This is a genomic window from Bacillus sp. DTU_2020_1000418_1_SI_GHA_SEK_038 (assembly GCF_032341175.1).
In the GTDB taxonomy this organism is placed as follows: Bacteria; Bacillota; Bacilli; order Bacillales; family Cytobacillaceae; genus Cytobacillus.
On sequence record NZ_CP135435.1, the window covers coordinates 4,259,672 to 4,282,857 of the forward strand.

Genomic DNA, 23,186 nt, shown 5'->3' on the forward strand with positions numbered 1-23,186 from the left:
ACATAGCTCCGCTCACACCGCCATTTTGAATAATAGTTCTTAAAAATGGGGTACTGTTTAACTATTTAAGCTTGGGAGGGGAAAAAATGAGTCAATCAGGTTTTAATCCATATGGAACACCTTATTATGGGTTTCAGCAGCCTATGGCAGGTGTGCCGGGACAAAAGCCTTCAATGAGTGCCCAGCCTGTCATGCCACAAATGCCAACAGTTCAGCAAACAATGGGGATGATGCCAACTGGCGGGATGCTTCCTCCGCAAACCACTGGAATGAGCCCACAAACAACTGGCCCGCAGGTACCTGGCATGCTTCCGATTGAACAATCTTATATCGAGAACATTCTGCGCTTAAACAAAGGAAAGCTTGTCACCGTTTATGCAACCTTTGAGAACAATAGAGAATGGAATACGAAAAAATTCGAGGGAATCATTGAAGCTGCTGGAAGAGACCACTTGATATTAAGTGATCCTCAATCAGGCATGAGATTCTTAATTCCAATGGTGTATGTAGATTATGTGACATTCTCCGAAGAGATCGAATACGAGTACCCAGGGTTCACACCACCTGGAATGTTATCGCAATTTAGCCCTAGATAATTACGAAAAGCGGAAGCGCCTTCGGAACAATCAAAGGGCAATTGTTCGTGCGATGATTATGCTGCCGAAGCGTTCCTTGTGGAGCTAGACAGTTCTCTAACTCGAGTAAAGTTATTCTTTCTTATCTACAGCCAAAAGAAGCTTTGACAAACTAGTCAAAGCTTCTTTTGGTTTTCACTTATAAATATTTCACAGCAGCTACAATCAATAGCACCCAAGCTGCCAAAAAGGAAACCCCGCCTAAAGGTGTAATTGCGCCAAGGATACTGATTTGAGTAACGGTTAAAGCGTATAAGCTGCCTGAGAAAAGAACAATCCCAATGAGCATCATCCAGCCAGACCACGATAATAGGGCATTTGCCGGCATTTTACCAAGCAGTACTCCTATAACTAACAGGCCAGTAGCATGAAACATTTGATATTGAACACCTGTCTTCCAAATTTCCAGATACTTTGGTTCTACCATTTTTTCAAGCCCATGAGCACCAAATGCACCCAAAGCCACAGATAAAAAGGCATTTAGCGCCCCGAGAATAATAAATAATTTCATCATACTTCCCTCACAAAATGTACTTAGACTTCTATTAAATTTTAAAAATCAAATAAAGATTCCCCGTTAGCACTATCATCCATTTCCATTCGCTTCGGCTGCTGAATGGGAGCTGCTGGCTGAACGTCCTGTACAGCTGGAGCCATGTAAGAATTTATTGAAGGGGTTAAGCCCTTTTCCTGTGCCGGCTCGTCAAGAATTAACTCACATAAAGATTTAATCGCATGAATTCTTTCACGTAGCCTTGCCGTTGTTGAACTATCTTTTGCTTCCTTCAATTCTTTTTCCATCTTCCCTAAAAGCTGCTGGACAGAAATGTTCAACACAATCAACTCCTTCGTGCCTATTTGTTAAAAATATGGAAAATCCCTAGACAGCTATTTATCTCCCTTTCTTTCAAAACGTAAGCACGGTTGCCCCGATGCGCGCAATACCTCCATTGAAGGAAGCTTTGCTGTTTTGAATTGAAAAGCTTTACAGCCTTTAGGAAATCTTTGATCCCACGTTACATAGAAAAATTTACACTTAAAACAATCTACTCTCTTTGCCTTCATTTTCATTCATTCCCCAATTAATCATTCTACATTATACATGATAGCAAATGAATTTTCGATCACACTGTATTATTGAGAGGCCCCTTTTGCCAAATCCTGTCTGTTTCACGTGAAACAAGGCGAATGATGTAGAAATCACCAAAATAGAACCTTAAAAAGGGTCCTACTCATTACAGATTAGGACCCTCTTTTATCATTATCTTTTAGGCTTTGTAAATGTATCGTTTTACTTAGCCACTAATTCCTTATCCAAGCAAACGCTGATAAATCGCTTTAGCCTGTGTTAAATCATTTGTGCCATGAATGAGCGCCCGGCCATCATTAAAAATAACGAGACGCTGCTCATCCATTTCAACAGAAAGTAAATAAGGATTTCCCTTCACCTGGTAGCCGAGCGTTCTTAACTGACGAGATAAATCACCTAACTGAATTTGCTGCTGTCTTGGCGGACGAATTTGCACGGTATCCCTTCCACAAAGAACTGTTGATTTCATCATGTTTTCGCTGTCAAGGTACGGATAGGTTCTCATTTCTCCACACGACAAACAGCCTGTATCCTTTGCCTTCGAAACCTTCATACTAGTATATTGATTTCTCCATAAATCAAAGCTGACAAAGGAGGTTCTAACAGCATCCCAGTCTTCCACAAGAATTTTCAAAGCTTCTGCGGCTTGGTGTGAAATGGCCATCTGTACAGCTGGTCCAATGATTCCGCCCGTATCACAGGTCATCCCTTGAACAGGAATCGTTTTAAGCAGGCAATTCAAACAAGGAGTCTTTCCAGGTATAATGGTCAGGCTCATGCCAAAGCTCCCAACGCATCCCCCATAGATCCACGGGATATGATGCTTTTGTGAGATATCATTGATCATCATTCTTGTTTCGAAATTATCCGTTGCATCGATGATTAAATCTACACCTTGAATTAGGTCCTCCATCATTTCTGGATTCGCATCCGCAATCACAGCTTGGATGTTAACGTCTGAATTAATGGCTTGCAGCCGCTTCGCAGCCGCTGCCGCCTTCGGAAGTTTCTCTTCCACATCCTGCTCCGTATAAAGCTGCTGGCGCTGCAGATTGCTTGCCTCCACATAATCGCGGTCGATGATCGTTAATTTTCCAATGCCCGCTCTGGTTAAAATTTCAGCATTGCCTGAACCTAAAGCACCCGCTCCAATCATCAATACATGCTTGGAACGGATTTTCTCCTGCCCCTCTTTCCCTATGAACGGAAACAGGGTCTGCCGGGAGTATCGATCATCCATAGTACATCAGCCTCCACTGACCGGAGGAATAAACGCAACTGTATCCCCAGCTTGAGTAACCTCTTCATTAGATGCAAACTCTTCATTAATAGCCGTCATGACATTTTCCAGATTAACGGACTCATATTTTTCAGAAATAAGCTGTTTCAGCTCGGCAACGGTTTTTCCGCTCACATCCAGCTGGACAGATTCCTCTCCAACGGCGTCACGCAAATGAGCAAAAAATAAAACTTTAATCATTTAGGTCACTCTCCTCCGGTTTTCCTTTTGGATAGGCAACCGTTTCAAGCTGGTTGCCAATCCATTCCTCTCCATCCTCCCAATGCTCCTTTTTCCAAATCGGAACAATCTCCTTAATTCGTTCAATTGCATATCGATTTGCTTCATAAGCATCAGCTCGATGAGGGGTTGAAACCGCAATAACAACGGCAATATCAGTAATATCAAGCTTCCCGACACGGTGAGTAATCGCGACTTCTGCCCCGCTCCAGCGCTCCTTTATTTCATGCCCAATCTGTTCAAGCTTCTTTACTGCCATTGCTTCATAGGCCTCATAAATTAAGTACAATGTCTTTTTTCCATGAGTTAATTCGCGCACTGTACCGATAAAGGTTGTAATGGCCCCCGCCTCACGCTGGACCACTTTATCGATCACTTCTTGAATGACAATCGGCTCCTTAGAAATCTCGTAAAAATTCAAGTAATCCCCTCCCGATTTAATGTAGGTAGTTTATTTGTTTTCAGTAAAAGTTTATTACTATCAACATATCAAATTTCTGGACAGATTCCAAAGGGGATGCCTTTATTTAAGCTTAAAATCAGACTCCATTTTTACTGCCCTTTCAAAATCTTCTTGATGATTCATGTTGAAAAAGTGCTGTTCCTGATAATGGTATTGAAGCTTCTGAAGACAAGCTTCTGTAACGAATTTCGTCTTAGTATGTTTAAAAAACTGCCTGATTCGCAGTTCCTGATTTTGCAAGGATTGATGTACTTCTCCAATAGTATCCTTCCGGTAGGCAGCAAACAATGGATGAAGCTGGCCTGAAATATGAGGGACAGCGACTTGATAATCATCTAAAAGGGTCAGCAAAATCCCACCTAATTGAGATGAAATAAACGGCATGTCACACGCCACGATAAGATTTTTTTCTGTGCTGGAGGCACTCAAGCCAGCATGGATTCCAGCCAGCGGCCCCATGTCCTTCCATATGTCCTTAACCATTGGGAGCCTTAAAAATTGATAGTCCTCAAAAGTATTAGTGACAATGACAATGTTTGAGACTATCTTATTTAGCTCCATCACAATTCGTTCTATCACTGTTTTTCCACCGATGGGCAACAGCGCCTTATTCGTCCCCATTCTGCTCGACTTGCCGCCAGCCATGATAATCCCTGTTGATTGCATTTCCTCACCTGCCTATCTTTGAAGGAACCAATAGTCCCTAGCTTCCTATCATTCCATTTTCTCAACATCTTCCCTTAAGTATACCCTTTGCTTTGCCATCAAGCATGTATTTCTTAATCACTCATATAGGCAAACAATTTGAAGGATTTGTGTCTTCACAAAACGTTCAAATTAAAGTCTCGTGTTTATTAACCGAATCTTAACAATCCAAATTTATACTGAGGGCGAAATCATAAGAAAGGAAGGAAGATATAAATGAAAAAACTTTTTCTATCCTCTGTTCTTGGAATCATTTCATTATTAGTGCTGGGCTTTACATTGACTTATTTCATTGTAAAAGATCCAGATAAACATATGGCAGCAGATTCACAGCCAACAAATGCAAATCAAGAGCAAACAGGGGAAACTGTTAAACATCCGTATGCCCCGCCAAGCCTTGACGATGTACCCGTGGGAGAAGAGGGAGAATTAATTAAGCTCGGCCACAAATATGCAACTGAAACAAGCACCGCATTGGACGGATATGTTGGAAACACCTTAAGCTGTGCAAGCTGCCATGCCAACGGAGGATATGAAGGATCCCTTGATCTAGTAGGAATTTCAAAAACTTACCCGCAGTATAATCCCAGAGCTGGGAAAGAGGTCACAATTGAGGATCGAATCAACGGCTGTTTCAAAAGAAGCATGAATGGAAAACCACTGCCAAAGGATTCACAAGAAATGAAAGCGATGGTTGCATTCTACGATTATATTTCGCAAAATGTTCCTGATGGCACAACAGAAAGACCGTGGGCTAAGTTAAAAAGGTCGGAAGCGGATATTGAAAATGTCGATATTGAAGAAGGCCGAGAGCTTTACAATAAAGCCTGCATAACCTGCCATGGTGAAAATGGCGGTCAAGGTACACCTCTAGCTCTTTGGGGTGACGATTCATATAATATCGGAGCTGGGATGGCTAGACTAAGAACAGCCGCAGGCTTTATTAAAGAATATATGCCCAAGGCGGAAGTTGGGGGTTACTCACAAGGTTCTCTTACCGATGAGGAAGCTATGAATATAGCAGCCTATATTAATGCCCAAATGCGTCCTGACTTCCCTGACAAAATTTATGATTGGCCAAACGGAGATGCCCCTGACGATGCTGCATACGAAACCATTGCCGGGAAAAAGAAGGATAACACCGCGAAAAAGTAGGCCTAAAAACTTTTACAGAACCCGGTTTTATCCGGGTTTTTGATATTTTTATGAACAATTCTCGGACTCTTTCAAATGGAGAATGGATTTCTATATAATAAAACGAGAGACCAGATTGAATCATTCGCAAAGGGGTGTGACTTTTTGATGGAGAAGCTTAGGGGAAAAACGATACTGATTGTTGAAGACGAGGAAAGAATTAGAAGGTTAATAAAACTATCTTTACAAAGAGAAGGCTATGAAATATTAGAAGCAGCTAATGGCTATGAAGCAAAGGAACAATATTTAAAATATGACCCGTGCTTTATTATTCTAGATATGATGCTTCCCGGCTTAACCGGAAACGAGATTTGCACCTGGCTGCGTGAAGACTTGAACAGCAATGTGCCTATTATTATTCTTTCAGCCAATCACAGTGAAAGAGACCGGATTGAAGGTTTGAAATTGGGTGCAGACGACTATATGGCTAAACCCTTTAGTTTAGAGGAATTAACGACCCGAATTGAAACGGTTTTAAGAAGAACAGCGAACCGGTGCAGCAAAATCAGCTATCGCGGGCTCACACTTAAACCGATCGTTGGCATGGCCAAATTTGTAGATACACCCCTAGACCTAACCCTCTTTGAATATAAATTGCTTTACCTTTTTATGACTCATCCTGATCAAGTATTTTCGAGAGAACAAATTATTTCATTAATCTACAATCATGAAGAAAAATTAATTAACGAACGCACGGTTGATGTGCACATTAAAAACCTTCGTGAGAAAATTGCCCATTACTCAGACTACCCTTTTATCCAAACGGTTCGGGGAATTGGCTATAAATTCACAACATAGAAGGAAAAACATCCCCCAATCAGAAGGATGCTAGATTTCTTTTCTTTGAAAATAGGTAAATCTTGATAGAAAAAATAAAACAAGCTGCCGATGACAACGATAAACAATGTTTCGAACGATACATTCAACGCGCCAAAGCTTTCTCCTTGTCCAGGCATCATAAGCAGAAATGGCTGTGCCCACGGATAATAAAGACCGAATTTCTCTGAATTCACGATTAGAATATTGGGCAATGTAAAAATCACATTAATCGCTAGTGGTGCTGCAAAGCTTGACCAGGCAGTTGACACAAAAAGCTGTAAAGCAGCAAGTGGCATACAGGCAACCCAGCCTCCGATTACACTAATCGCAATGATTTTCCATGGAATGGCTGCTTCATAGCCTTTAAGCTGCCCGATAAGCAAAAGCCCTCCCGTAAAAAGATTTTGAGTCAGTGCAAGTAACCCCATCACGATGATGAATTTCGCTATATAGACATTGCCCCTTAAACCGCTGGCCAATCGTAAAGCCATCAAGACCCGGCAGCAAAACATCTAATATGACGAGGTCATGATCTGAGACCATTTTTTCAGCTCCATCACCCGATTTTAACCATTCAACCTTATATCCCCTTTGCTCTAAATCTTCTTTTACCCAGCTGCCAATCTCCAAATCATCTTCTATATATAAAATTCTCCTCATTATTCATCACCTAAGCTTATAATAGAGAAAACGAACTGGAAATAAAAGCCTATAATAATAAAGTTTCAGCTAATAATAATTATTGCTATAATTAAAAATGGATAAAAAATTAATCAAATCGAAACCTGAATTTTGGGAGGAAGGTATCACATGACAATGAAAAAAGTTCTAACAATTGCTGGCTCAGACACAAGCGGGGGTGCCGGAATTCAAGCTGACCTTAAAACATTCCAGGAGCTTGGCGTATATGGAATGACGGCTCTGACTACTATCGTAACGATGGATCCGAAAAATAATTGGAACCATAACGTGTTTCCAATTGCGCTCGACACTCTTGAGACTCAGCTGGAAACGATTCTTTCAACAGGCATTGATGCAATGAAAACAGGTATGCTTGGTTCAGTCGAGATCGTTGAGCTTGCAGCCAAAACAATTGATGAGAATCAATTAGATAAAGTAGTCATTGATCCGGTTTTAGTTTGTAAAGGAGAAGATGAAGTTCTTCACCCTGAAACAGCAGATGCGTTAAGAAACATTCTTGTCCCTCGTGCAACAGTTGTGACACCTAACCTTTTTGAAGCGTGGCAGCTGGCACAAACAGGACCAATCAAAACAGTGGACGATATGAAGGAAGCCGCTGTGAAAATCCATGAACTTGGAGCAAAATATGTTGTAATCAAAGGCGGCAGCAAGCTAAACCATCCTACAGCCGTTGATCTTTTCTACGATGGAAAGGAATTCAAGCTTTTGGAATCTGAGTTGGTCAACACAACCTATACACATGGGGCAGGCTGCACATTCGCATCAGCCATTGCAGCTGAGCTTGCGAAAGGCAAAACGGTTGTTGAAGCCGTTGAAACAGCAAAAGATTTCATTACTGCTGCTATTAATCATGGCTTTAAATTAAATCAATACGTGGGGCCAACGATGCACGGTGCATACCGTCTGTTTGGCGCTGGGCGATCAGGAGCAACTGAATAAGTTTTTTTACTGTAATTTTACAGGGCCTTTTTGGCTCTGTTTTTTTGCAAAAATGCTCCATTCATTGGTACGTTCACGCTATATCTCATCATATAAGCGTTATTTTCGCATTTATTGTCTATTTTTAGTAATATAAATGGGGAAAATTAAATTACGTGGTTCATGAGTCTTTCATAGTGAGCGTTTTTATTGAAGACACACAAAATCGCAGCCCATGAACCTTTCATAGTTAGCGTTTTGATTGGGGATACACTAAAACGCATTCCATGAACCCTTCATAGTTAGCGTTTTGATTGGGAACTCACTATAACGCGTTCCATGAACTTCATGGTGAGTGGTTTTCAAAACTCAGTAACAAAACACTCCCTATTAACACTAAAACCGATGTTGTCAAATAACCATAATATAAATTGGAAAGGAGGCCCATTATGGAATCAGTAATAATCGAGAAGGTGCAAAAGGAAATAGACCGCTTTGCTAAGAAAGATGTATATATTCATTTGGAAACGACTAACGGGGCCTATGCTTCCCATTTTGATAAGTCTTTTTTCTCTTCGGGGGCCTATATTCGAAATGCTCTTCTGCAATATGAGCACGGAAAAATAGTAGGAAATGGACCTTATCGGGTTGGGCTCAAAATGAGCTTTGGCTGGGTATATGCTGAAGGAATCACCCATTTTGAAATCGATGAAAAGGGGCGTCTCCTTTTAGCCGGACATGATAACGAAGGCAGGCTCGCTGTCGCGCTGCAAATTAGCGAGACACCTTTTTAAAGTGAGAATATTGACTTTTACTAAGACTAAATTAGTGATTGTATTGATTTAGCTATATGTGTGCATGTGAACGGGTTCTTTTAGGGACGAATAACTTAGAGAACATGCGCACATATGGCGGTTCTACATCTACAATATTATTTAACATAGCCTTTACTATAAGAAAGGAGACATCACAATGGAAAAAGAAAGACATATTCTTGTCGTATTCCCCCATCCCGATGATGAGGCATTTGGTGTATCTGGAACGATTTCCTCCCATATCGAAAGTGGGACGCCTGTAACATACGCCTGCCTGACTTTGGGTGAAATGGGGCGAAATATGGGAAATCCTCCTTTTGCCACAAGAGAATCCTTGGCCCATATTCGCAAAAAGGAATTACAGGATGCTGCGAATATTCTAGGGATTACTGATTTAAGAATGCTTGGCTACCGAGATAAAACAATTGAATTTGAAAATGAGGAAGTGGTCGCTGCCCATATGGCGTCCATTATTAAAGATGTAAATCCTTCTTTAATCATCACATTCTATCCAGGCTATGCTGTGCATCCAGACCATGATGCCACAGGTGCAGCCGTCATTCGGGCGGTTAGGGAAATGCCTGCTGAAGAACGTCCAAAGGTTCATTGTGTGGCCTTTTCTCATAATTGTGAGGAAGAACTGGGCCAGGCAGATGTCGTCAATGATGTATCCGCCTTTGTTCATAAAAAGATCGCCACCATTAAAGCACATGTATCGCAAACCCAGCTGGTCGTAAGTCAAATGGCGATAAACCTAGAGAACCAGGATCCCGAGTATTTAGCCAGATTTCATAACGAGCGCTTTTGGACCTATTCGTTCTAGACGAAGGAAGTGGCTAAATTGAGGAAGTTATTCTTATTTATACTTTTGGCTAGTCTATTAACAGTTGCAGGCTGCAGCTCAAAAGCATCCTTTGAAACTGTCAGCATCGAAAAGGCGAAAGAATTAATTAACGAGGGAAAAGTAACTGTTATTGATGTCCGTTCCCAGGATGAATATAACGAAGGGCATATCCCAGGGGCCACATTAATTCCCCTTCCTGAGCTAAAAGATCGTACAGATGAGCTTGATAAGGATACCCATTACTTAATTGTTTGCCGCAGCGGAAACCGCTCTGCACAAGCAAGTGAAATCCTAGTTGATAACGGCTTTAAGCACATCTATAACCTCGAAAAAGGCATGAATGAATGGAAATAATTCGAAATGCGGAGAGTGCCTGCTTATCGGCGACAAGCATAAGACAAGCCAGCAGGAAGGTTGTTCTTTAACCTTCTTGATGGATTGGCTTATGACCTCGAGCCGATGGCACTCGCAGCTAGACAGTTCTCTAATTCGAGAAAACTTATACTTTCATTCTTTAAACAAAAGCAGCTTACCCGAAACAGTTGGGAAAGCTGCCTTTTTCACGAATCTTCCTTTTTTCCCTCAAGCATTTCTTTTAAATACTCAAGCTGAAATCCGTCTTCTCTTTTTATCATTTTGACAATTAAGCGTTTCGTTAATTTCATCCTAAGGCCGCTCGTTTTCACAAAGGCATCCATCTCCACCTGGGTTCCTTCCTCAATCTCATGGAAAGCGTAAGCATACTCGGTGATCAACCCGTTAGAGTTGCTCCTAGTTGTGAATGCTTGATCCTGTATATATTGAATCATCTCAATGTCTGCATTAACGGTATTTCCTCGAACGGATCGGCTTTCCTTGAATCTTGTTCCTTTGCCAATCGGCCCTTCTGTGAGCTTTTCCATTTTCACGACATTGGGCATGAGTTCGGGAACATTCTCCATACTGGCCATGTAATGAAAGACTTCTGAAATTGGTTTATGAATAATTACACTAGAACGGAAATCTGCCATAGCTAAAGCACCTCTGCACCCTTTTAAATACCTTTATTATACATAACTCTATTAAAATAAACTATTAGAGTTTATTGTGAAATAGGGAGCAAAAGCGGCACCAATCTGTAATAATAATGTTCTTCCCGCTAACTTCAAGAAGTCCATCCTTTTTGAGCTTTGAAAAAACCCGGCTGACGCTTTCTCTCGTTGTTCCAACTAGAGTAGAAAATTCTTGTACGGTAATCGGAAGCTCGATATGCATTCGGTTACAATGATTGGCACCAAACTTTTCAGCCAAACGTTCTAATGCCCGGATCGTTTTCATATAAACATCAAGTAAAGCAATATCCCGCAGAATCGAAGTAAAATCACGTAGCTGCACACTCATATAGCGAATCATCTGAACCGCCAACTCTGGGGAAACTAGAAACTCTTGCTCCAAGTCTTCCGTTTTCAAAAAATACACTTCTCCGTCCTGAATCATGGTCGCGGTTGCTGGATAGCAAGTTCCCTCCTCATTAAATAAGCATGCCTCAGCGAAGAGCTCCCCCTTCTTCTTAATACAAGTGATCATCTCATTCCCTTGATCGTCCTGCTTCGTCAATTTGACAATGCCTGAATGAACAAAGAATATTCCTTCTGCCTTATCATATTCTGAAATAACTTTTTCTCCTTTTTTAAAGGGTTTCTTACTAATTCTTTTATGAAGCAGCTGATAAGATTGTTTTGGGAGATCCTTAAATATCTCAATTTTTTCTAAAAAATGTTCGATGTCTGATTGATGTGCTTTCATACTGATACACCCCCGATTTCATTTACACTTACTATCATTGTATCGGAGGGGTATGCCATAAAGTGTGAGCAATCGCACACTTTTACCAACTTCAGAGTAATTGGACTAAACACCTTAATTTGTTCATAAAGCCTTATTAAATAATACATATTACAAAATGAGTGATTACTCACTTTACAACTTGCAAAATTTCACATAAACTATTAGTGAGTGATTACTCACTTTAAAAAAGAGGTGACAATAGTGGAAGATAATATTGTTTCAATTCGAAATGTGTCTAAAGCTTTTGGCAAACATGACGTACTGAAAAACATCAGCCTTGAGATTGCACCCGGAGAAATTTTTGGCCTTCTTGGCCCTTCTGGCGCTGGAAAAACGACATTAGTTAAACAGCTAGTCGGACTTGATCTCCCAACTAAGGGAGAAAACTTCATTTTTCAAGAGAAAATGCCTAAACTCAATCTTATTGAAAAGATCGGGTATATGGCCCAGTCAGATGCTTTATATGGAGAGCTTTCTGCTAAAGAAAATCTTGAATTCTTCTCTGCCCTTTACGGTTTAAAAGGGGAAAAACGAAAGCTTCGGATTCATGAAGTAATGGAGACGGTCTCCTTATCTGAACATGTCAACAAGCTTGTTTCGGCGTACTCTGGCGGAATGAAACGGCGCCTTTCGCTGGCTATCTCGCTTTTACATCAACCGAAGTTGCTGATTCTTGACGAACCGACAGTCGGCATCGATCCTGTTTTAAGAAAGAGCATTTGGGAAGCTTTTTATAAGCTTAAGGATGACGGCACAACCATTATTTTGACGACCCATGTAATGGATGAGGCAGAGAAATGTGACCGGCTTGGCATGATTCGAAATGGAAGGCTCATAGCAGTTGGCACGCCAGACGAATTGAAGGAAAAAACAAATTCCCATAATATTGAGGAAGCTTTCCTTGTGTATGGAGGTGCTGAAGGATGAGGATTTCCGCTCTAGTTATTCGAATTCTGCGCCAAATTGTCCGGGATAAGCGGACAATGGCCCTCTTAATTTTTGCGCCCATTCTAGTCCTGTCTATGCTCTATTTAGTCTTTAATGGCGATGATTATGAACCGAAAATTGGTTTAGTAGATGTGCCTGAGCAAATAGCAGATGTGCTAGATTTAGATCATGCTGAGGTTACAAGATATGACTCTATTCAAGAGGCTAAGAAGGATTTAGCAAATAAAGCATTAGATGGGTATATCATGTTTGAAAATCAGCAGCCTGCTGTATTCCTTGAAGGAAGTGATCCAGGTGCGAACGGCTCTGTTATGAAATGGTTACAGGATGCACTAAAGCCTTTACAACAAGGCGGGCAACAAGAGGCGGCAGAAATTAATTATTTATATGGTTCGAGCGAAATGGGTCAGTTTGATTATTACGGTCCGATTCTCCTAGGTTATTTCGTCTTCTTCTTTGTATTCCTAATTGCTGGCGTCTCCTTTTTACGGGAAAGGACGACAGGAACGCTGGAAAGGCTCTTATCAAGTCCTCTTAGGAAATGGGAAATCGTTGCTGGCTATGTTTTCGGCTTTGGAATATTTACGGTGATTCAAGCAACGATCATTGCTTGGTATTCCATCTATGTGCTAGGTATGATAATGGAAGGCGCCTTCGGCTATGTTCTTCTTATTACATTACTCGTTTCTCTTACGGCCTTAACGTTAGGAACTTTATTATCATCCTTTGCCAATAATGAGTTGCAAATGATTCAATTTATCCCGCTTGTGATTGTTCCGCAGCTGTTCTTTTCCGGTTTATTTAACCCTGACACCATTTCAAAGTGGCTCAGCTGGATTGGTCCTTTGACCCCTCTTTATTATGCGAATGAGGCGTTGCGAAATGTGATGATCAGAGGGTTTGGCTGGGATATGATTTATCAGGACTTGCTTATATTAGCGGGATTTTCCCTGCTATTTATGATGCTTAATGTTGCTGCACTAAGAAAATACAGAAAGCTATAAAAGCGAGATGCATTTATTTATAATAGATAAAGAAGATGTCGAAAAAAGGAGCTGTTCACCATATTTGAGCAAGATTCATTGATTACCCAACTTTTCGATGATGAAAAAGAGTTAACAGATAAACAGAAAAAGATTATTCTCGCCGCGATTGACTCCTTTTCTGAAAAGGGCTATGCTGCTACATCAACAAGTGAAATTGCGAAGAAAGCAGGTGTAGCGGAAGGGACGATTTTCCGGCATTATAAGACAAAAAAAGATTTGCTATTAGGTATTGTTGCTCCTACAATGGCTAAGCTGCTTGCCCCTTTTGTCATTAAGGATTTATATAAAGTGCTTGATACGAAATACGAGAATTTTGAAGACTTTCTAAGAGCCATGATTGAAAACCGCGTGGCCTTTGCGAAAAAAAATATGCCTCTCTTGAAAATTTTGATTCAGGAAATCCCGTTTCACCCTGAGCTTAAAGAGCAATTTTTCGAACATATTGCCAAAAAGGTATTTGAACGCTATGTGAAAGTAACGGAGCATTATCAAGAAAAAGGGCAGATTATCGATATTCCTCCACAGCAGGTCATCCGCTTAACGGTTACAACCATCATGGGTTATCTTATCGGACGGTATATTCTGTTCCCTGATGCTACTTGGAACGATGAGGAAGAAATTGAACTTACCATTAAATTTCTTATGCGAGGTCTAGCCCCTAATTAGCATCTGACATCTCTTAAAACTTGGTGCCAGGCACCGTTCATGGAAAAACGCAGGTAATTGTCCATGTGTGGTGGACATTTTAGTTTATCTAAAAAAGAGAATTGTCCTCTCTGTTATGATTATCAGAAGGGACAATTCTCTTTTCACTTTTAACTTAATTTAACAAATATCTGCTATATGAAAATGTAAAGCTAGTGCTCGGCCTCTATTAAAAAGTACTGCCAATTGTACGCTCGTCCTCCTGAACAAACAACAGGATCTTTCCACGATCCAGTTTCATTTCGTACACATCCGCTTCTTCTTTGGAAAGCCCCATCTCTTGTATTTTATGACGGAGGACATCTCCTCTGCCTTCAAATAAATTCTTAACAGCTGTACCAAGGCCTTCTTCCTTTATACCAATTGTATTAATGCCCAATTGCCCTGCTAACTCATCCGTCCGACTTTTTTCATGCGCCAACACATACATATCATCTGGCTGGACTCCACTGAATTCAAATGCTTTAACCTCATTTAAGACCTGGACCACATTATCACATTCTCTGACAATTAATTTTGTATTCATTGAATTCCCTCCATTAGTAATTTATTTCGGTTGCTCACTGCAACCTTGCTTAATATGTACCACCGTCTATTAAATCTAAAACTCTTATTTTTCCATTTAATATTTTTGTAACAGGATTGAAAAGAGAGATTACTAGATAACATGTTTTGAAAGAAAAGATGAAGGGTATACATATGAAAAATAGCAGGAGGTGAAATGAAGAAGGCTCAAACCAAAACTTTTAGAGGAGGAGTTACAATGAGACAAGCCTTACGTATGACATCCGTAGTGGCGGCAGGGGCAGGTGTATCAGCTGCTGCAGTATGGTTATCTTCTAAATCTAATAGATTAAAAGCCGGAAATGTATTAAGAGACTGGAAACGAAAAATCAAGCCATCTCCATTAGATAAAAGTAAAATTCTCCCGATTGAAAAGGCGGGAAACCCACACCCACAAGATATTGAGGACAATAAAATGGTTGATGAGGGAGCCTTGTATTCGGTTAAATATTATAATCAAAAAATGCAATAAAAAGGTTGGGCCTCGGGGCCCAACCTTTTTTTATTGAGATGCCAACGGGATTCGATATAATTTATCATCCCTATCAAGCGGATTTCCGCGACCATCCGTATTATTGCTAATAAAATAGAGAGTATTATCCTTGATGAAAACATCACGTATTCGCCCGAGTCCTGAAATGATTTCTCGCTGCTCCCCCGTTTGCAGATTAAATTCCATTACAGCATTCCCTCTTAATGCCGCAACATAAAGCTTTCCGCTGGCATAAGCCATACCTGAGGGTGCCCACGTATGGTTGGCCCCAGAAGTAAACAATGGCGACTCCATGCCTGCTCTTTTCTCTGTCCCTTTGATGAGCGGCCATCCATAATTTTTTCCAGCCTGTATGACATTAATTTCATCATTGGCTGAAGGGCCATGCTCACTTTCATAAAGGGCACCATCTGCAGTCCAAGCAAGCCCTTGAGGATTACGATGTCCATAGCTATACAGGTATGAATTCGGAAGTGGGTTATCATTAGGGATAGATCCGTCCAAATTCATTCTTAAGATTTTTCCGCCTAAAGAAGCGAGATCCTGAGCGATTTCCGGATTAGTAGCAGCATCCCCAGTTGTTGCATACAGTTTGCCATCCGGCCCAATTTTTAGCCTGCCGCCATGATGAAATTGTCCACTCGGTATTTTATCCAGGAGCAGCCTCTTTTCACGCCAAACATTATTCTCAAGCTGGAGCACGACAATCCGGTTAAATTGGCCAGCCTGATCCGCGTAGGTATAATAGGCAAATGCCTCATTGGTTTGTAAAAAATCAGGTGAGAGTACAAATCCTAAAAACCCAGCCTCTGCAGCCGTAGCAAGCGGTTTTTCAAATTCAACCTTTTGCCGCTCTGTTCTTCCCTCTTCCACTTTCACAACTGCCCCAGGTCTTTCAGATAGATAAAAGCTGTCGCCAACTGAAGAAATCGACCATGGAATTTGCAGCTCATCGGCTATAACTTGCGGAGCAGATACTGGAATGCTTGCTTCCTGATCCTCAGCATCCCGCTTTCCTTCATTTGAACACCCAATCATGACCATACTTGCAAGACATATCATCGTTAGTAAACGTTTCACCATATCCCTCCCTTTCCAAAATTCCCATCATTCAAATATTAGTGTTTTCGCCATTTGATTGGATTCTTAAACATATTCTATTTAATTTCCATATGAAAAACAGGGAAAACATACTAAGATTAATAGTTCATAAAATTTATCAACCAATTTGAGATCATTTATCAGCCAATAATAGGATTAGGTCATGTTTATTAGGAAAGTATTACATTTATTCAACGGTATTTATGTTTTTAGTGTATGGAGCGCGTTTCCACATAATATCATCAATAACGATCACCATGAACCACTCATGGAGTGCGTTTCCACATGATTCCAACGAAAACGATCACCATGAACGCTTCATAATCTCAGCCAATGGTTCATTTCCTAAATATATTTACTTCCTTCCCTAACACTTAAGCTTGCCAGCGAAGTCGATTCGATAAATCCTTTAACCGATTCCGGATTAGTTTTGGAGTATTCCCTTAAAGCCCAGCCAATCGCTTTTTGTATAAAGAACTCTTTGCTGTCTTTATTTTGCTCGATGCAGCGGTATAAGAGATCCTTATCTGTTTGGCCCTTATATTTCAACTGAAAAAGGATGGCGGTTCTGCGGAGCCAGAGGTGATCCCCAAACGCCCAGCCTTCAATGGTTTCAGCAATAACCTCTGGGTACTTTTCAGCTATTGTCCCTACAGCTTTTGATGCGAGCAAATCAACTGTATCCCACCAAGACTTTGTCGTAATTAATTGCTCCATCAATGAGAGATGCTGCTTGTCTAGCTTTTTCAAACTCCTCTCTATATAATCCATGGCGGCATATTGGTATTCTCTTTCTTCCTTTTCCCATAAAGCTAAGACAAATTCCGGTTGAAATTCTTGCTTTAGCAGCCCGCTTTCTTGAAAAAATTGCCGGACTAATCCCTTCCGATCAGGCGACTTAATCCCGAGAAAGGAGAAATGGTTTTTCATGTAGGCTTCCATTGGTCCGGCTTTCTCGAGATCCCGGTTCTGTTCAAAAAGTTCAACTAATAATTCGATCATATTATGTACCTCAAATTCTTTTTACTATTATTTTAGCTTATTCATTCAGAAAGAAAACAGCACAACCGCTATTTCAAAAGTTTTGCTTGCATCTTACGTAACGGTCCCTTCTACCGAGAGTTGGCAAAACAGCAGTTTGAATATAAATACTAAATGAAAGGGCCTGCCGTCTAAGATGGCAGCCTCTACATCCGCATTCTATTCGGGAAAACTAGTATTCCGCCTCATTTATTCAGAATTAAAGGAATATAGCGAATTTTGTAGAATGTATACTAAGTTGAAGGAATTACTTTTACAAGAAAGGGGTTTTTTGGATGAAATCATTAGTATCTTTTTTTAACCGGCTTATGCAGCGGTACTTGCCTGATCCATTTTTATTTGTCATTATTCTTACCTTTGTCGTTTTTGGATTGGGGCTCATTTTCACAGACAGTGGACCATATCAGATGGTTCAGCACTGGGGTTCAGGGTTTTGGGGATTGCTTACGTTTTCCATGCAGATGGTTCTTGTCTTAGTGACAGGACATGTTCTAGCTAGCAGCCGAATTTTTAAAAAGGGGCTTGGAGCACTAGCAGGAACTGCTAAATCACCAGGGCAGGCTATTATTATTGTAACTATTGTTTCTATCATTGCTAGCTTAATTAACTGGGGCTTTGGCCTCGTAATTGGGGCTTTATTTGCAAAGGAATTAGCGAAAAAGGTTAAAGGCGTAGATTACCGGCTATTAATTGCAAGCGCTTACTCAGGGTTTATCGTTTGGCATGGGGGGATTTCTGGCTCTGTTCCATTAACGATTGCGACAAATGGACATTTTACTGAGGATTTAATTGGGGTTATTTCAACTGATCAAACTATATTTGCAGGATTTAATTTGATGATCATTGCCATAATGTTTCTGATTCTGCCATTTGTCAATCGTTTGATGATGCCATCAAAGGAAGAAACCATCACAGTAGATCCCGCTGTATTGCAGGACGATGTTCAGGCAGCTTCGTTGGAAAAAGGGGCTATGACCCCTGCTGAAAGGCTTGAGAACAGCCGGGTCGTTTCTTTACTCATCGGGATTTTCGGACTAGTTTTCTTATTCTATTATTTCGCCACAAATGGATTTAAATTGAATCTAGATATCGTCAATTTCTTATTCCTGTTCTTAGGCATTCTATTCCACGGAACACCAAAGCATTTCCTTGATGCCGTGCTGAATGCTGTAAAAGGAGCAAGCGGAATTATTGTTCAATTCCCTTTCTATGCGGGAATTATGGGCATGATGACAGCTTCCGGATTAGCTGCTGTCATTTCAAATGCCTTTGTATCGATTTCCAATGATTTTACGTTCCCATTCTTCGCTTTTATTAGTGCGGGAATTGTGAACGTCTTCGTTCCATCCGGGGGAGGACAATGGGCTGTTCAAGGACCGATCATGCTTGAAGCGGCTCAAGTACTGAATGCCTCCATTCCGAAGACAGCCATGGCTGTCGCATGGGGAGACGCGTGGACGAACTTAATCCAGCCGTTCTGGGCCCTTCCTGCTCTGGCAATTGCCGGGCTGCGTGCAAAGGATATTATGGGCTATTGTGTGCTTACACTTGTTGTTACGGGAGTTATTATTTCAATTGGACTGACATTTTTCTAATAGATTTTAAGGAGGATGAGCGATCATCCTCTTTTTTTCTGTGTAAAACTAAATTCTGGGTTGCTGGTAGCCGCACATGATTGTTTTATTTAGTTTGATAATTAAGACTTTGGGGTAAGTTATTGTTGTATTTACGGTTTTGCATTAAAATAAGCTTCTGTTAATAAATATTTAATAAAAGGTGATAGTTTTGAACGGTACAGCTAGAAGAAAAACAGCTCCTGCAGATTATATAAAGTTCTTGATCCCATCACTTATTGGTATAAGCTTATTCATGGTACCGATTAAATTTGAGGGCGATATTACAATTCCAATTGCCATTTTATCCGGGTGGATTCAAGGGGTTCTTGGTCCATACCTTCCGGCCATTATGGTATTTATTATCGTGTTTACGTTAATCGGGACATTGGCAGCTAAGATATTTCAGCCATTATTCATTGTTAAAAGTCCCTTTCTAAACAATTTATTAAACGTCCCGAAAGTATGGGCTATTGCTAGAATATTAGGCGGAATTTTCGCAGTTATGACCTTGTTTAAAATCGGGCCGGAATTTATTTGGTCTGAAAATACAGGGGGATTATTATTAAATGACTTGCTTCCTATTCTTTTTTCAGTCTTTTTGTTTGCTGGGTTATTTCTCCCTTTGCTATTAAACTTTGGACTGCTTGAGTTCTTTGGAACAATGTTTACGAAAATTATGCGTCCCATTTTTAAGCTTCCCGGGAGGTCTTCCATCGATTGTGCAGCTTCATGGCTTGGAGACGGGACGATTGGCGTTTTGTTAACGAGTAAGCAGTATGAAGAAGGGTATTATACGAAGAAGGAAGCCGCGATTATTGGGACAACCTTTTCTGTCGTATCCATTACATTTAGTTTAGTTGTCATTTCACAGGTAAATTTAGCTCATATGTTTGTTCCTTTTTATGCAACTGTGACACTATCTGGGCTAATAGCTGCGATTATCTGCCCGAGAATCCCGCCTCTTTCCAGAAAGCCGGAAACGTTTTACAGGGAGCAGGTGAAGGAGCTTGATGAAACGGTCCCTAACGGCTATACGTCATTTAGCTGGGGACTCCTCCAGGCAGTAGATAAAGCCCGAACGAATCAAAGTGTAAGAAGCTTCTTTGAACAGGGATTAAAGAATATTCTTGATATGTGGATGGGTGTTGCGCCGATTGTCATGGCACTTGGAACGCTGGCACTCGTATTGGCAGAATACACTCCTGTTTTTAAAATTCTAGGATTGCCTTTCATTCCATTGCTTGAACTTATGCAGGTTCCTGAGGCAAGGGCGGCTTCAGAAACATTGGTTGTCGGATTTGCCGATATGTTTCTTCCTTCAGTCATTGGAGCGTCCATTGAAAGCGATATGACCCGCTTTATCATTGCAAGCGTCTCTGTGACTCAGCTGATTTATATGTCCGAGGTCGGAGGATTGCTGCTCGGTTCTAAGATTCCAGTTTCACTTAAGGATCTGTTCATTATTTTCTTAGAAAGAACACTTATTACCTTGCCAGTGATTGTTCTGGCTGCTCATATTATTTTCTAATTGAAAAGACGGACCTGTGGAGGTCCGTCTTTTTTGCCCTTCAAATGTCCTTTCCAGGCGTACAAATTCAATTATACTATCCACAGATGGTGCCTGGCACCGGACTTTAGAAGCACTGGAAGGAGCGGATGCTGCGCAGGTCTGTTCCGTAGTATACCCAGCGGTTGCGTCTCCAGCGCCAGCCGGCAACGGAATTCCGTCCGACAAAGACTGGATAGAACCAGAAGCTCCGGCCATTTTCAAGCCAAATATAAGTATAACGGAATAAACATCCTCTTATTCCTCCTGGATCCACTGCAAATGTAGTAAATTGCTGCATTTGCGGTGTGAAGGATGGCGGCGGGGATGATGGAGGGCCACCTTGCTGGCCTGGCGGGAATCCTGGCTGTTGACCTGGTGGAAATCCCGGCTGTTGGCCTGGTGGAAATCCTGGTTGCTGGCCTGGTGGGAAACCTCCTGGCGGGTATCCCGGAGGTCCAAATCCCCCGCCCGGAAATATTCTGTCATCAATAGCATATGGCTCTACATTGTAAGGAAATGAATAGGGATAGTATCTGTAATCCATAAATTTTGTATCTCCTCTCATTTTACATTCCTTTTAATGTATGCAAAACGCCTACTTTGGTGTTTGACTCTTTAGTTCATTTGTAAGTGAGCCTTAATAAAGCAACAATCTTAGCATTTAGGGGATTAAATGAAAAGAAGGAATAAATCAAAAAAACTATTAACCTCACAACTTTTATTTTCCTTTAGACATTTGTAGAATTTCAGCCCTGATATCATTACGCAGCCGGTCAACTATTTTAAAGTCCATGGCACTAATATATATTTTTTCTAATTCCTCACGCTGTGCTTTTGCCTGAGCTAAATAGGAAATGGCCTCTTTCATTTTTGCCTTATATTGTCCGCTAATTTCTTTAATTTGTTCAGCAAAAATTTCATCCGTTCCCGGTGTGACAATGATTTCATACGTATCGATGATTTCATCTCCTGACCGATCTGGAAAGTATTCATGTGGACTCGTGCTGTCGAAAATCGCCAGACCTAGCTCGCGAAATATCAACATATCAAGACTGTGCGGGTCAAATCCGCAATGGTAAATTTCAAGATCGAACCCTCTTTTTTCACCCTCAGCAGCCAGTTTCCTTAGCATAGTAGACTTTCCAGTACCCGCGCGCCCCTTTACGAAATAGCGTTTAGGAAGGCCCTCTGTCAGATTTTGGACAAAATCAACTGCCCCAATGGGAGTGGCTGCTCCAAGGAAGCGATGCTTAACATTGGAAGCCTTATTTAATTGCATGTTTCCAAAGAATTCCTTTAACAGCTTATTTGTAAGCTGATCCGCTTTTGCAAAATCCATATTTTCTATATAAATGTTTTCCCATTTATCATGAATTTTCAGTGCTTCTGCCAATTTACTATACGCCATTTCAAAGGAACGGCTTACTCGCTCATTGATTTGTGTAATTTCCTCTTTTCGCTCTGCCAAAGCCTTTGAATCCCAGGCCTCACCTAGATTGACATATTCCTCCACGGCACCCGGTGTATTCGGTTCAATGACATGAGGAGCTGTTCCATCAACAATTCCCACCTTCAGAGCGGGAATAATGACACCATCAATCGAGTTATTGTCCGATGAGCAGTGGATATACTCCAGATCATATCCCTTCTCTGCCCATTCCGACCCAACGGCTTTCATAAGAGAGGACTTTCCCGTTCCAGGACCGCCTTTTAAGATGAATAATCGTTCAAGTCCTTGCAGGTTAGACTCAAACAAGCTGTAAAAACCACGTGCTGTATTTCCGCCGCCATAGTAATTTAAAATTTTTCCAGCCACAATTACACGTCCTTTCCCGTTCATTAGCCTGAATTGTTTTCACCTTTACCATATGCAATTGGGGGGTGATGGGTGAATGCCTATAGAGAGTAGAGCAATTTCCCATAAGTTAGAAGTTCAAAGGGGATTTCTCTAACGGAGCTTGGGGGTTCTTAGCCTCTAAACACTTACATTGAACAGCTCTATGTTAGGTTTTTTCTCTCCCTCGATAAAAAAACACCACAGCAACATGTCTGTGGGAAAAATTATTAAATCATTATAAGATTTCATTCCTTACCAATATCCACTAGCTTTGCTTGAATGACCTTGATCAAATCCTCAATCCCAATTTCTATCTGAGCACCAATTTTGCCTCCGCTCACAATAATTCTCTCTAACCCGGATGCTTGAATATCAATAAAGCTTGGATATTGCTTTTTCATGCCAACAGGTGAACAGCCGCCGCGGATATAGCCTGTCAGTGCTTGAATATCCTTGACGGCAATCATTTCGATTTTCTTTTCTCCTGCTGCTTTGGCAGCTTTCTTTAAATCTAGCTCTGCCTCGACCGGAATAATAAACACATAAGTTTGTTTGCTGGTCCCATGTGCGACCAGTGTTTTATAAACTTCTCTCGGCTTTCTATTAATTTTCTGCGCTACTGCGACACCGTCAATTTTTCCATCTTGATTATCATAGGTGATTAAATCGTATTTTACTTTTTTCGAATCGAGAATGCGCATGGCATTCGTTTTCCCTTGTGCCATCATCGTGCTCCTTACGGAAGTTTTTCCTCT

The 23,186-nt window shown here is 41.0% G+C and carries 28 protein-coding genes and 1 pseudogene; 13 read left to right on the plus strand and 16 right to left on the minus strand.

All coding sequences use genetic code 11. The annotated features are described in order from the left end of the window. The first annotated feature begins 86 nt into the window (after window positions 1-86). Entirely contained in the window at window positions 87-596 is a 510-nt protein-coding gene (gene gerQ, locus RRV45_RS21055) for a spore coat protein GerQ (RefSeq protein WP_315666600.1), read from the plus strand. Between the two features lie 178 nt (window positions 597-774). On the opposite strand, the gene RRV45_RS21060 is transcribed toward gerQ, so the two are convergent. From RRV45_RS21060 to RRV45_RS21085, 6 genes are all read right to left on the minus strand, one after another. Next, window positions 775-1,146 (minus strand): DUF423 domain-containing protein, encoded by a 372-nt coding sequence (locus tag RRV45_RS21060; protein ID WP_315669117.1) that lies wholly within the window; start codon window positions 1,144-1,146, stop codon window positions 775-777. Window positions 1,147-1,187: 41 nt separating this feature from the next. Then, window positions 1,188-1,469, minus strand: a complete 282-nt coding sequence (locus RRV45_RS21065) for a YwdI family protein (RefSeq protein WP_315666601.1) — start codon at window positions 1,467-1,469, stop codon at window positions 1,188-1,190. A gap of 476 nt (window positions 1,470-1,945) precedes the next feature. Then, entirely contained in the window at window positions 1,946-2,965 is a 1,020-nt protein-coding gene (locus tag RRV45_RS21070; RefSeq protein WP_315666602.1) for a MoeB/ThiF family adenylyltransferase, read from the minus strand. A 6-nt stretch (window positions 2,966-2,971) separates the two neighbouring features. Further along, the gene (gene moaD, locus RRV45_RS21075) at window positions 2,972-3,205 is read right to left on the minus strand and encodes a molybdopterin converting factor subunit 1 (protein WP_315666603.1); all 234 of its coding nucleotides are present in this window, start codon (window positions 3,203-3,205) and stop codon (window positions 2,972-2,974) included. Next, entirely contained in the window at window positions 3,198-3,665 is a 468-nt protein-coding gene (locus tag RRV45_RS21080; RefSeq protein WP_315666604.1) for a molybdenum cofactor biosynthesis protein MoaE, read from the minus strand. The genes moaD and RRV45_RS21080 overlap by 8 nt, the downstream gene beginning before the upstream one ends. Before the next feature lie 102 nt (window positions 3,666-3,767). After that, window positions 3,768-4,373, minus strand: coding sequence for a molybdenum cofactor guanylyltransferase (locus RRV45_RS21085; RefSeq protein WP_315666605.1), 606 nt, complete (start codon window positions 4,371-4,373; stop codon window positions 3,768-3,770). Window positions 4,374-4,628: 255 nt separating this feature from the next. On the opposite strand from RRV45_RS21085, the gene RRV45_RS21090 reads away from it, so the two are divergent. Beyond that, window positions 4,629-5,567, plus strand: a complete 939-nt coding sequence (locus tag RRV45_RS21090; RefSeq protein WP_315666606.1) for a c-type cytochrome — start codon at window positions 4,629-4,631, stop codon at window positions 5,565-5,567. Window positions 5,568-5,714: 147 nt separating this feature from the next. Next, window positions 5,715-6,404 (plus strand): response regulator transcription factor, encoded by a 690-nt coding sequence (locus RRV45_RS21095; protein WP_315666607.1) that lies wholly within the window; start codon window positions 5,715-5,717, stop codon window positions 6,402-6,404. On the opposite strand, the gene RRV45_RS21100 is transcribed toward RRV45_RS21095, so the two are convergent. Beyond that, window positions 6,386-6,808, minus strand: a complete 423-nt coding sequence (locus tag RRV45_RS21100; protein WP_410489315.1) for an ABC transporter permease — start codon at window positions 6,806-6,808, stop codon at window positions 6,386-6,388. The genes RRV45_RS21095 and RRV45_RS21100 overlap by 19 nt on opposite strands. A 79-nt stretch (window positions 6,809-6,887) precedes the next feature. Beyond that, a pseudogene (locus RRV45_RS21105) lies at window positions 6,888-7,085 on the minus strand (response regulator transcription factor); the annotation flags it as partial. A gap of 150 nt (window positions 7,086-7,235) precedes the next feature. Here RRV45_RS21105 and pdxK point away from each other — a divergent pair. The 4 genes from pdxK (at window position 7,236) to RRV45_RS21125 (ending at window position 10,058) form a co-directional block, all read left to right on the plus strand. Continuing rightward, window positions 7,236-8,066, plus strand: a complete 831-nt coding sequence (gene pdxK, locus RRV45_RS21110) for a pyridoxine/pyridoxal/pyridoxamine kinase (protein ID WP_315666609.1) — start codon at window positions 7,236-7,238, stop codon at window positions 8,064-8,066. A 428-nt stretch (window positions 8,067-8,494) separates the two neighbouring features. Then, window positions 8,495-8,839 carry a YojF family protein gene (locus RRV45_RS21115; protein ID WP_315666610.1) on the plus strand — a complete coding sequence of 115 codons (345 nt, stop codon included), beginning with the start codon at window positions 8,495-8,497 and terminating at the stop codon, window positions 8,837-8,839. A gap of 178 nt (window positions 8,840-9,017) precedes the next feature. Then, complete coding sequence (bshB2, locus tag RRV45_RS21120; protein WP_315666611.1) at window positions 9,018-9,683, plus strand: bacillithiol biosynthesis deacetylase BshB2; 666 nt, start codon at window positions 9,018-9,020, stop codon at window positions 9,681-9,683. A gap of 18 nt (window positions 9,684-9,701) precedes the next feature. Next, window positions 9,702-10,058, plus strand: coding sequence for a rhodanese-like domain-containing protein (locus RRV45_RS21125; protein WP_315666612.1), 357 nt, complete (start codon window positions 9,702-9,704; stop codon window positions 10,056-10,058). Window positions 10,059-10,264: 206 nt separating this feature from the next. Here the strand turns inward: RRV45_RS21125 and RRV45_RS21130 are convergent, their stop codons facing one another. Next, window positions 10,265-10,714, minus strand: a complete 450-nt coding sequence (locus RRV45_RS21130) for an SRPBCC family protein (protein WP_315666613.1) — start codon at window positions 10,712-10,714, stop codon at window positions 10,265-10,267. 64 nt (window positions 10,715-10,778) lie between these two features. Further along, a complete protein-coding gene (locus RRV45_RS21135) occupies window positions 10,779-11,489 on the minus strand; it encodes a Crp/Fnr family transcriptional regulator (protein WP_315666614.1) in 711 nt (236 codons plus the stop codon). A gap of 243 nt (window positions 11,490-11,732) precedes the next feature. Between RRV45_RS21135 and RRV45_RS21140 the strand changes: the two genes are divergently transcribed. The 3 genes from RRV45_RS21140 to RRV45_RS21150 are packed head-to-tail and all read left to right on the plus strand — an operon-like array spanning window position 11,733 to window position 14,191. Then, entirely contained in the window at window positions 11,733-12,458 is a 726-nt protein-coding gene (locus tag RRV45_RS21140; protein WP_315666615.1) for an ABC transporter ATP-binding protein, read from the plus strand. Next, window positions 12,455-13,483: an ABC transporter permease gene (locus tag RRV45_RS21145; RefSeq protein ID WP_315666616.1), complete on the plus strand. Its 1,029-nt coding sequence runs from the start codon at window positions 12,455-12,457 to the stop codon at window positions 13,481-13,483. The genes RRV45_RS21140 and RRV45_RS21145 overlap by 4 nt, the downstream gene beginning before the upstream one ends. A 60-nt stretch (window positions 13,484-13,543) precedes the next feature. Beyond that, a complete protein-coding gene (locus RRV45_RS21150) occupies window positions 13,544-14,191 on the plus strand; it encodes a TetR/AcrR family transcriptional regulator (protein ID WP_315669118.1) in 648 nt (215 codons plus the stop codon). 208 nt (window positions 14,192-14,399) lie between these two features. On the opposite strand, the gene RRV45_RS21155 is transcribed toward RRV45_RS21150, so the two are convergent. Then, window positions 14,400-14,756: a general stress protein gene (locus tag RRV45_RS21155; protein WP_315666617.1), complete on the minus strand. Its 357-nt coding sequence runs from the start codon at window positions 14,754-14,756 to the stop codon at window positions 14,400-14,402. Between the two features lie 237 nt (window positions 14,757-14,993). Between RRV45_RS21155 and RRV45_RS21160 the strand changes: the two genes are divergently transcribed. Beyond that, on the plus strand, window positions 14,994-15,266 hold the full coding sequence (locus tag RRV45_RS21160) for a hypothetical protein (RefSeq protein WP_315666618.1): 273 nt from the start codon (window positions 14,994-14,996) through the stop codon (window positions 15,264-15,266). 30 nt (window positions 15,267-15,296) lie between these two features. Here the strand turns inward: RRV45_RS21160 and RRV45_RS21165 are convergent, their stop codons facing one another. Beyond that, complete coding sequence (locus RRV45_RS21165; protein WP_315666619.1) at window positions 15,297-16,370, minus strand: PQQ-dependent sugar dehydrogenase; 1,074 nt, start codon at window positions 16,368-16,370, stop codon at window positions 15,297-15,299. A gap of 363 nt (window positions 16,371-16,733) precedes the next feature. Then, window positions 16,734-17,390: a DNA alkylation repair protein gene (locus tag RRV45_RS21170; RefSeq protein WP_315666620.1), complete on the minus strand. Its 657-nt coding sequence runs from the start codon at window positions 17,388-17,390 to the stop codon at window positions 16,734-16,736. Window positions 17,391-17,704: 314 nt separating this feature from the next. On the opposite strand from RRV45_RS21170, the gene RRV45_RS21175 reads away from it, so the two are divergent. Together RRV45_RS21175 and RRV45_RS21180 are read left to right on the plus strand one after the other, a co-directional pair. Next, window positions 17,705-19,024 carry a short-chain fatty acid transporter gene (locus RRV45_RS21175; RefSeq protein ID WP_315666621.1) on the plus strand — a complete coding sequence of 440 codons (1,320 nt, stop codon included), beginning with the start codon at window positions 17,705-17,707 and terminating at the stop codon, window positions 19,022-19,024. A 190-nt stretch (window positions 19,025-19,214) separates the two neighbouring features. Next, the gene (locus RRV45_RS21180; protein ID WP_410489316.1) at window positions 19,215-20,573 is read left to right on the plus strand and encodes a YjiH family protein; all 1,359 of its coding nucleotides are present in this window, start codon (window positions 19,215-19,217) and stop codon (window positions 20,571-20,573) included. Between the two features lie 106 nt (window positions 20,574-20,679). Here RRV45_RS21180 and RRV45_RS21185 read toward each other — a convergent pair whose 3' ends face one another. From RRV45_RS21185 to ybaK, 3 genes are all read right to left on the minus strand, one after another. Next, window positions 20,680-21,138, minus strand: a complete 459-nt coding sequence (locus RRV45_RS21185) for a hypothetical protein (protein WP_315666622.1) — start codon at window positions 21,136-21,138, stop codon at window positions 20,680-20,682. Between the two features lie 174 nt (window positions 21,139-21,312). Beyond that, window positions 21,313-22,410 carry a PRK06851 family protein gene (locus RRV45_RS21190; protein WP_315666623.1) on the minus strand — a complete coding sequence of 366 codons (1,098 nt, stop codon included), beginning with the start codon at window positions 22,408-22,410 and terminating at the stop codon, window positions 21,313-21,315. A gap of 266 nt (window positions 22,411-22,676) precedes the next feature. Next, window positions 22,677-23,156: a Cys-tRNA(Pro) deacylase gene (ybaK, locus tag RRV45_RS21195; protein ID WP_315669120.1), complete on the minus strand. Its 480-nt coding sequence runs from the start codon at window positions 23,154-23,156 to the stop codon at window positions 22,677-22,679. Window positions 23,157-23,186: the final 30 nt, after the last annotated feature.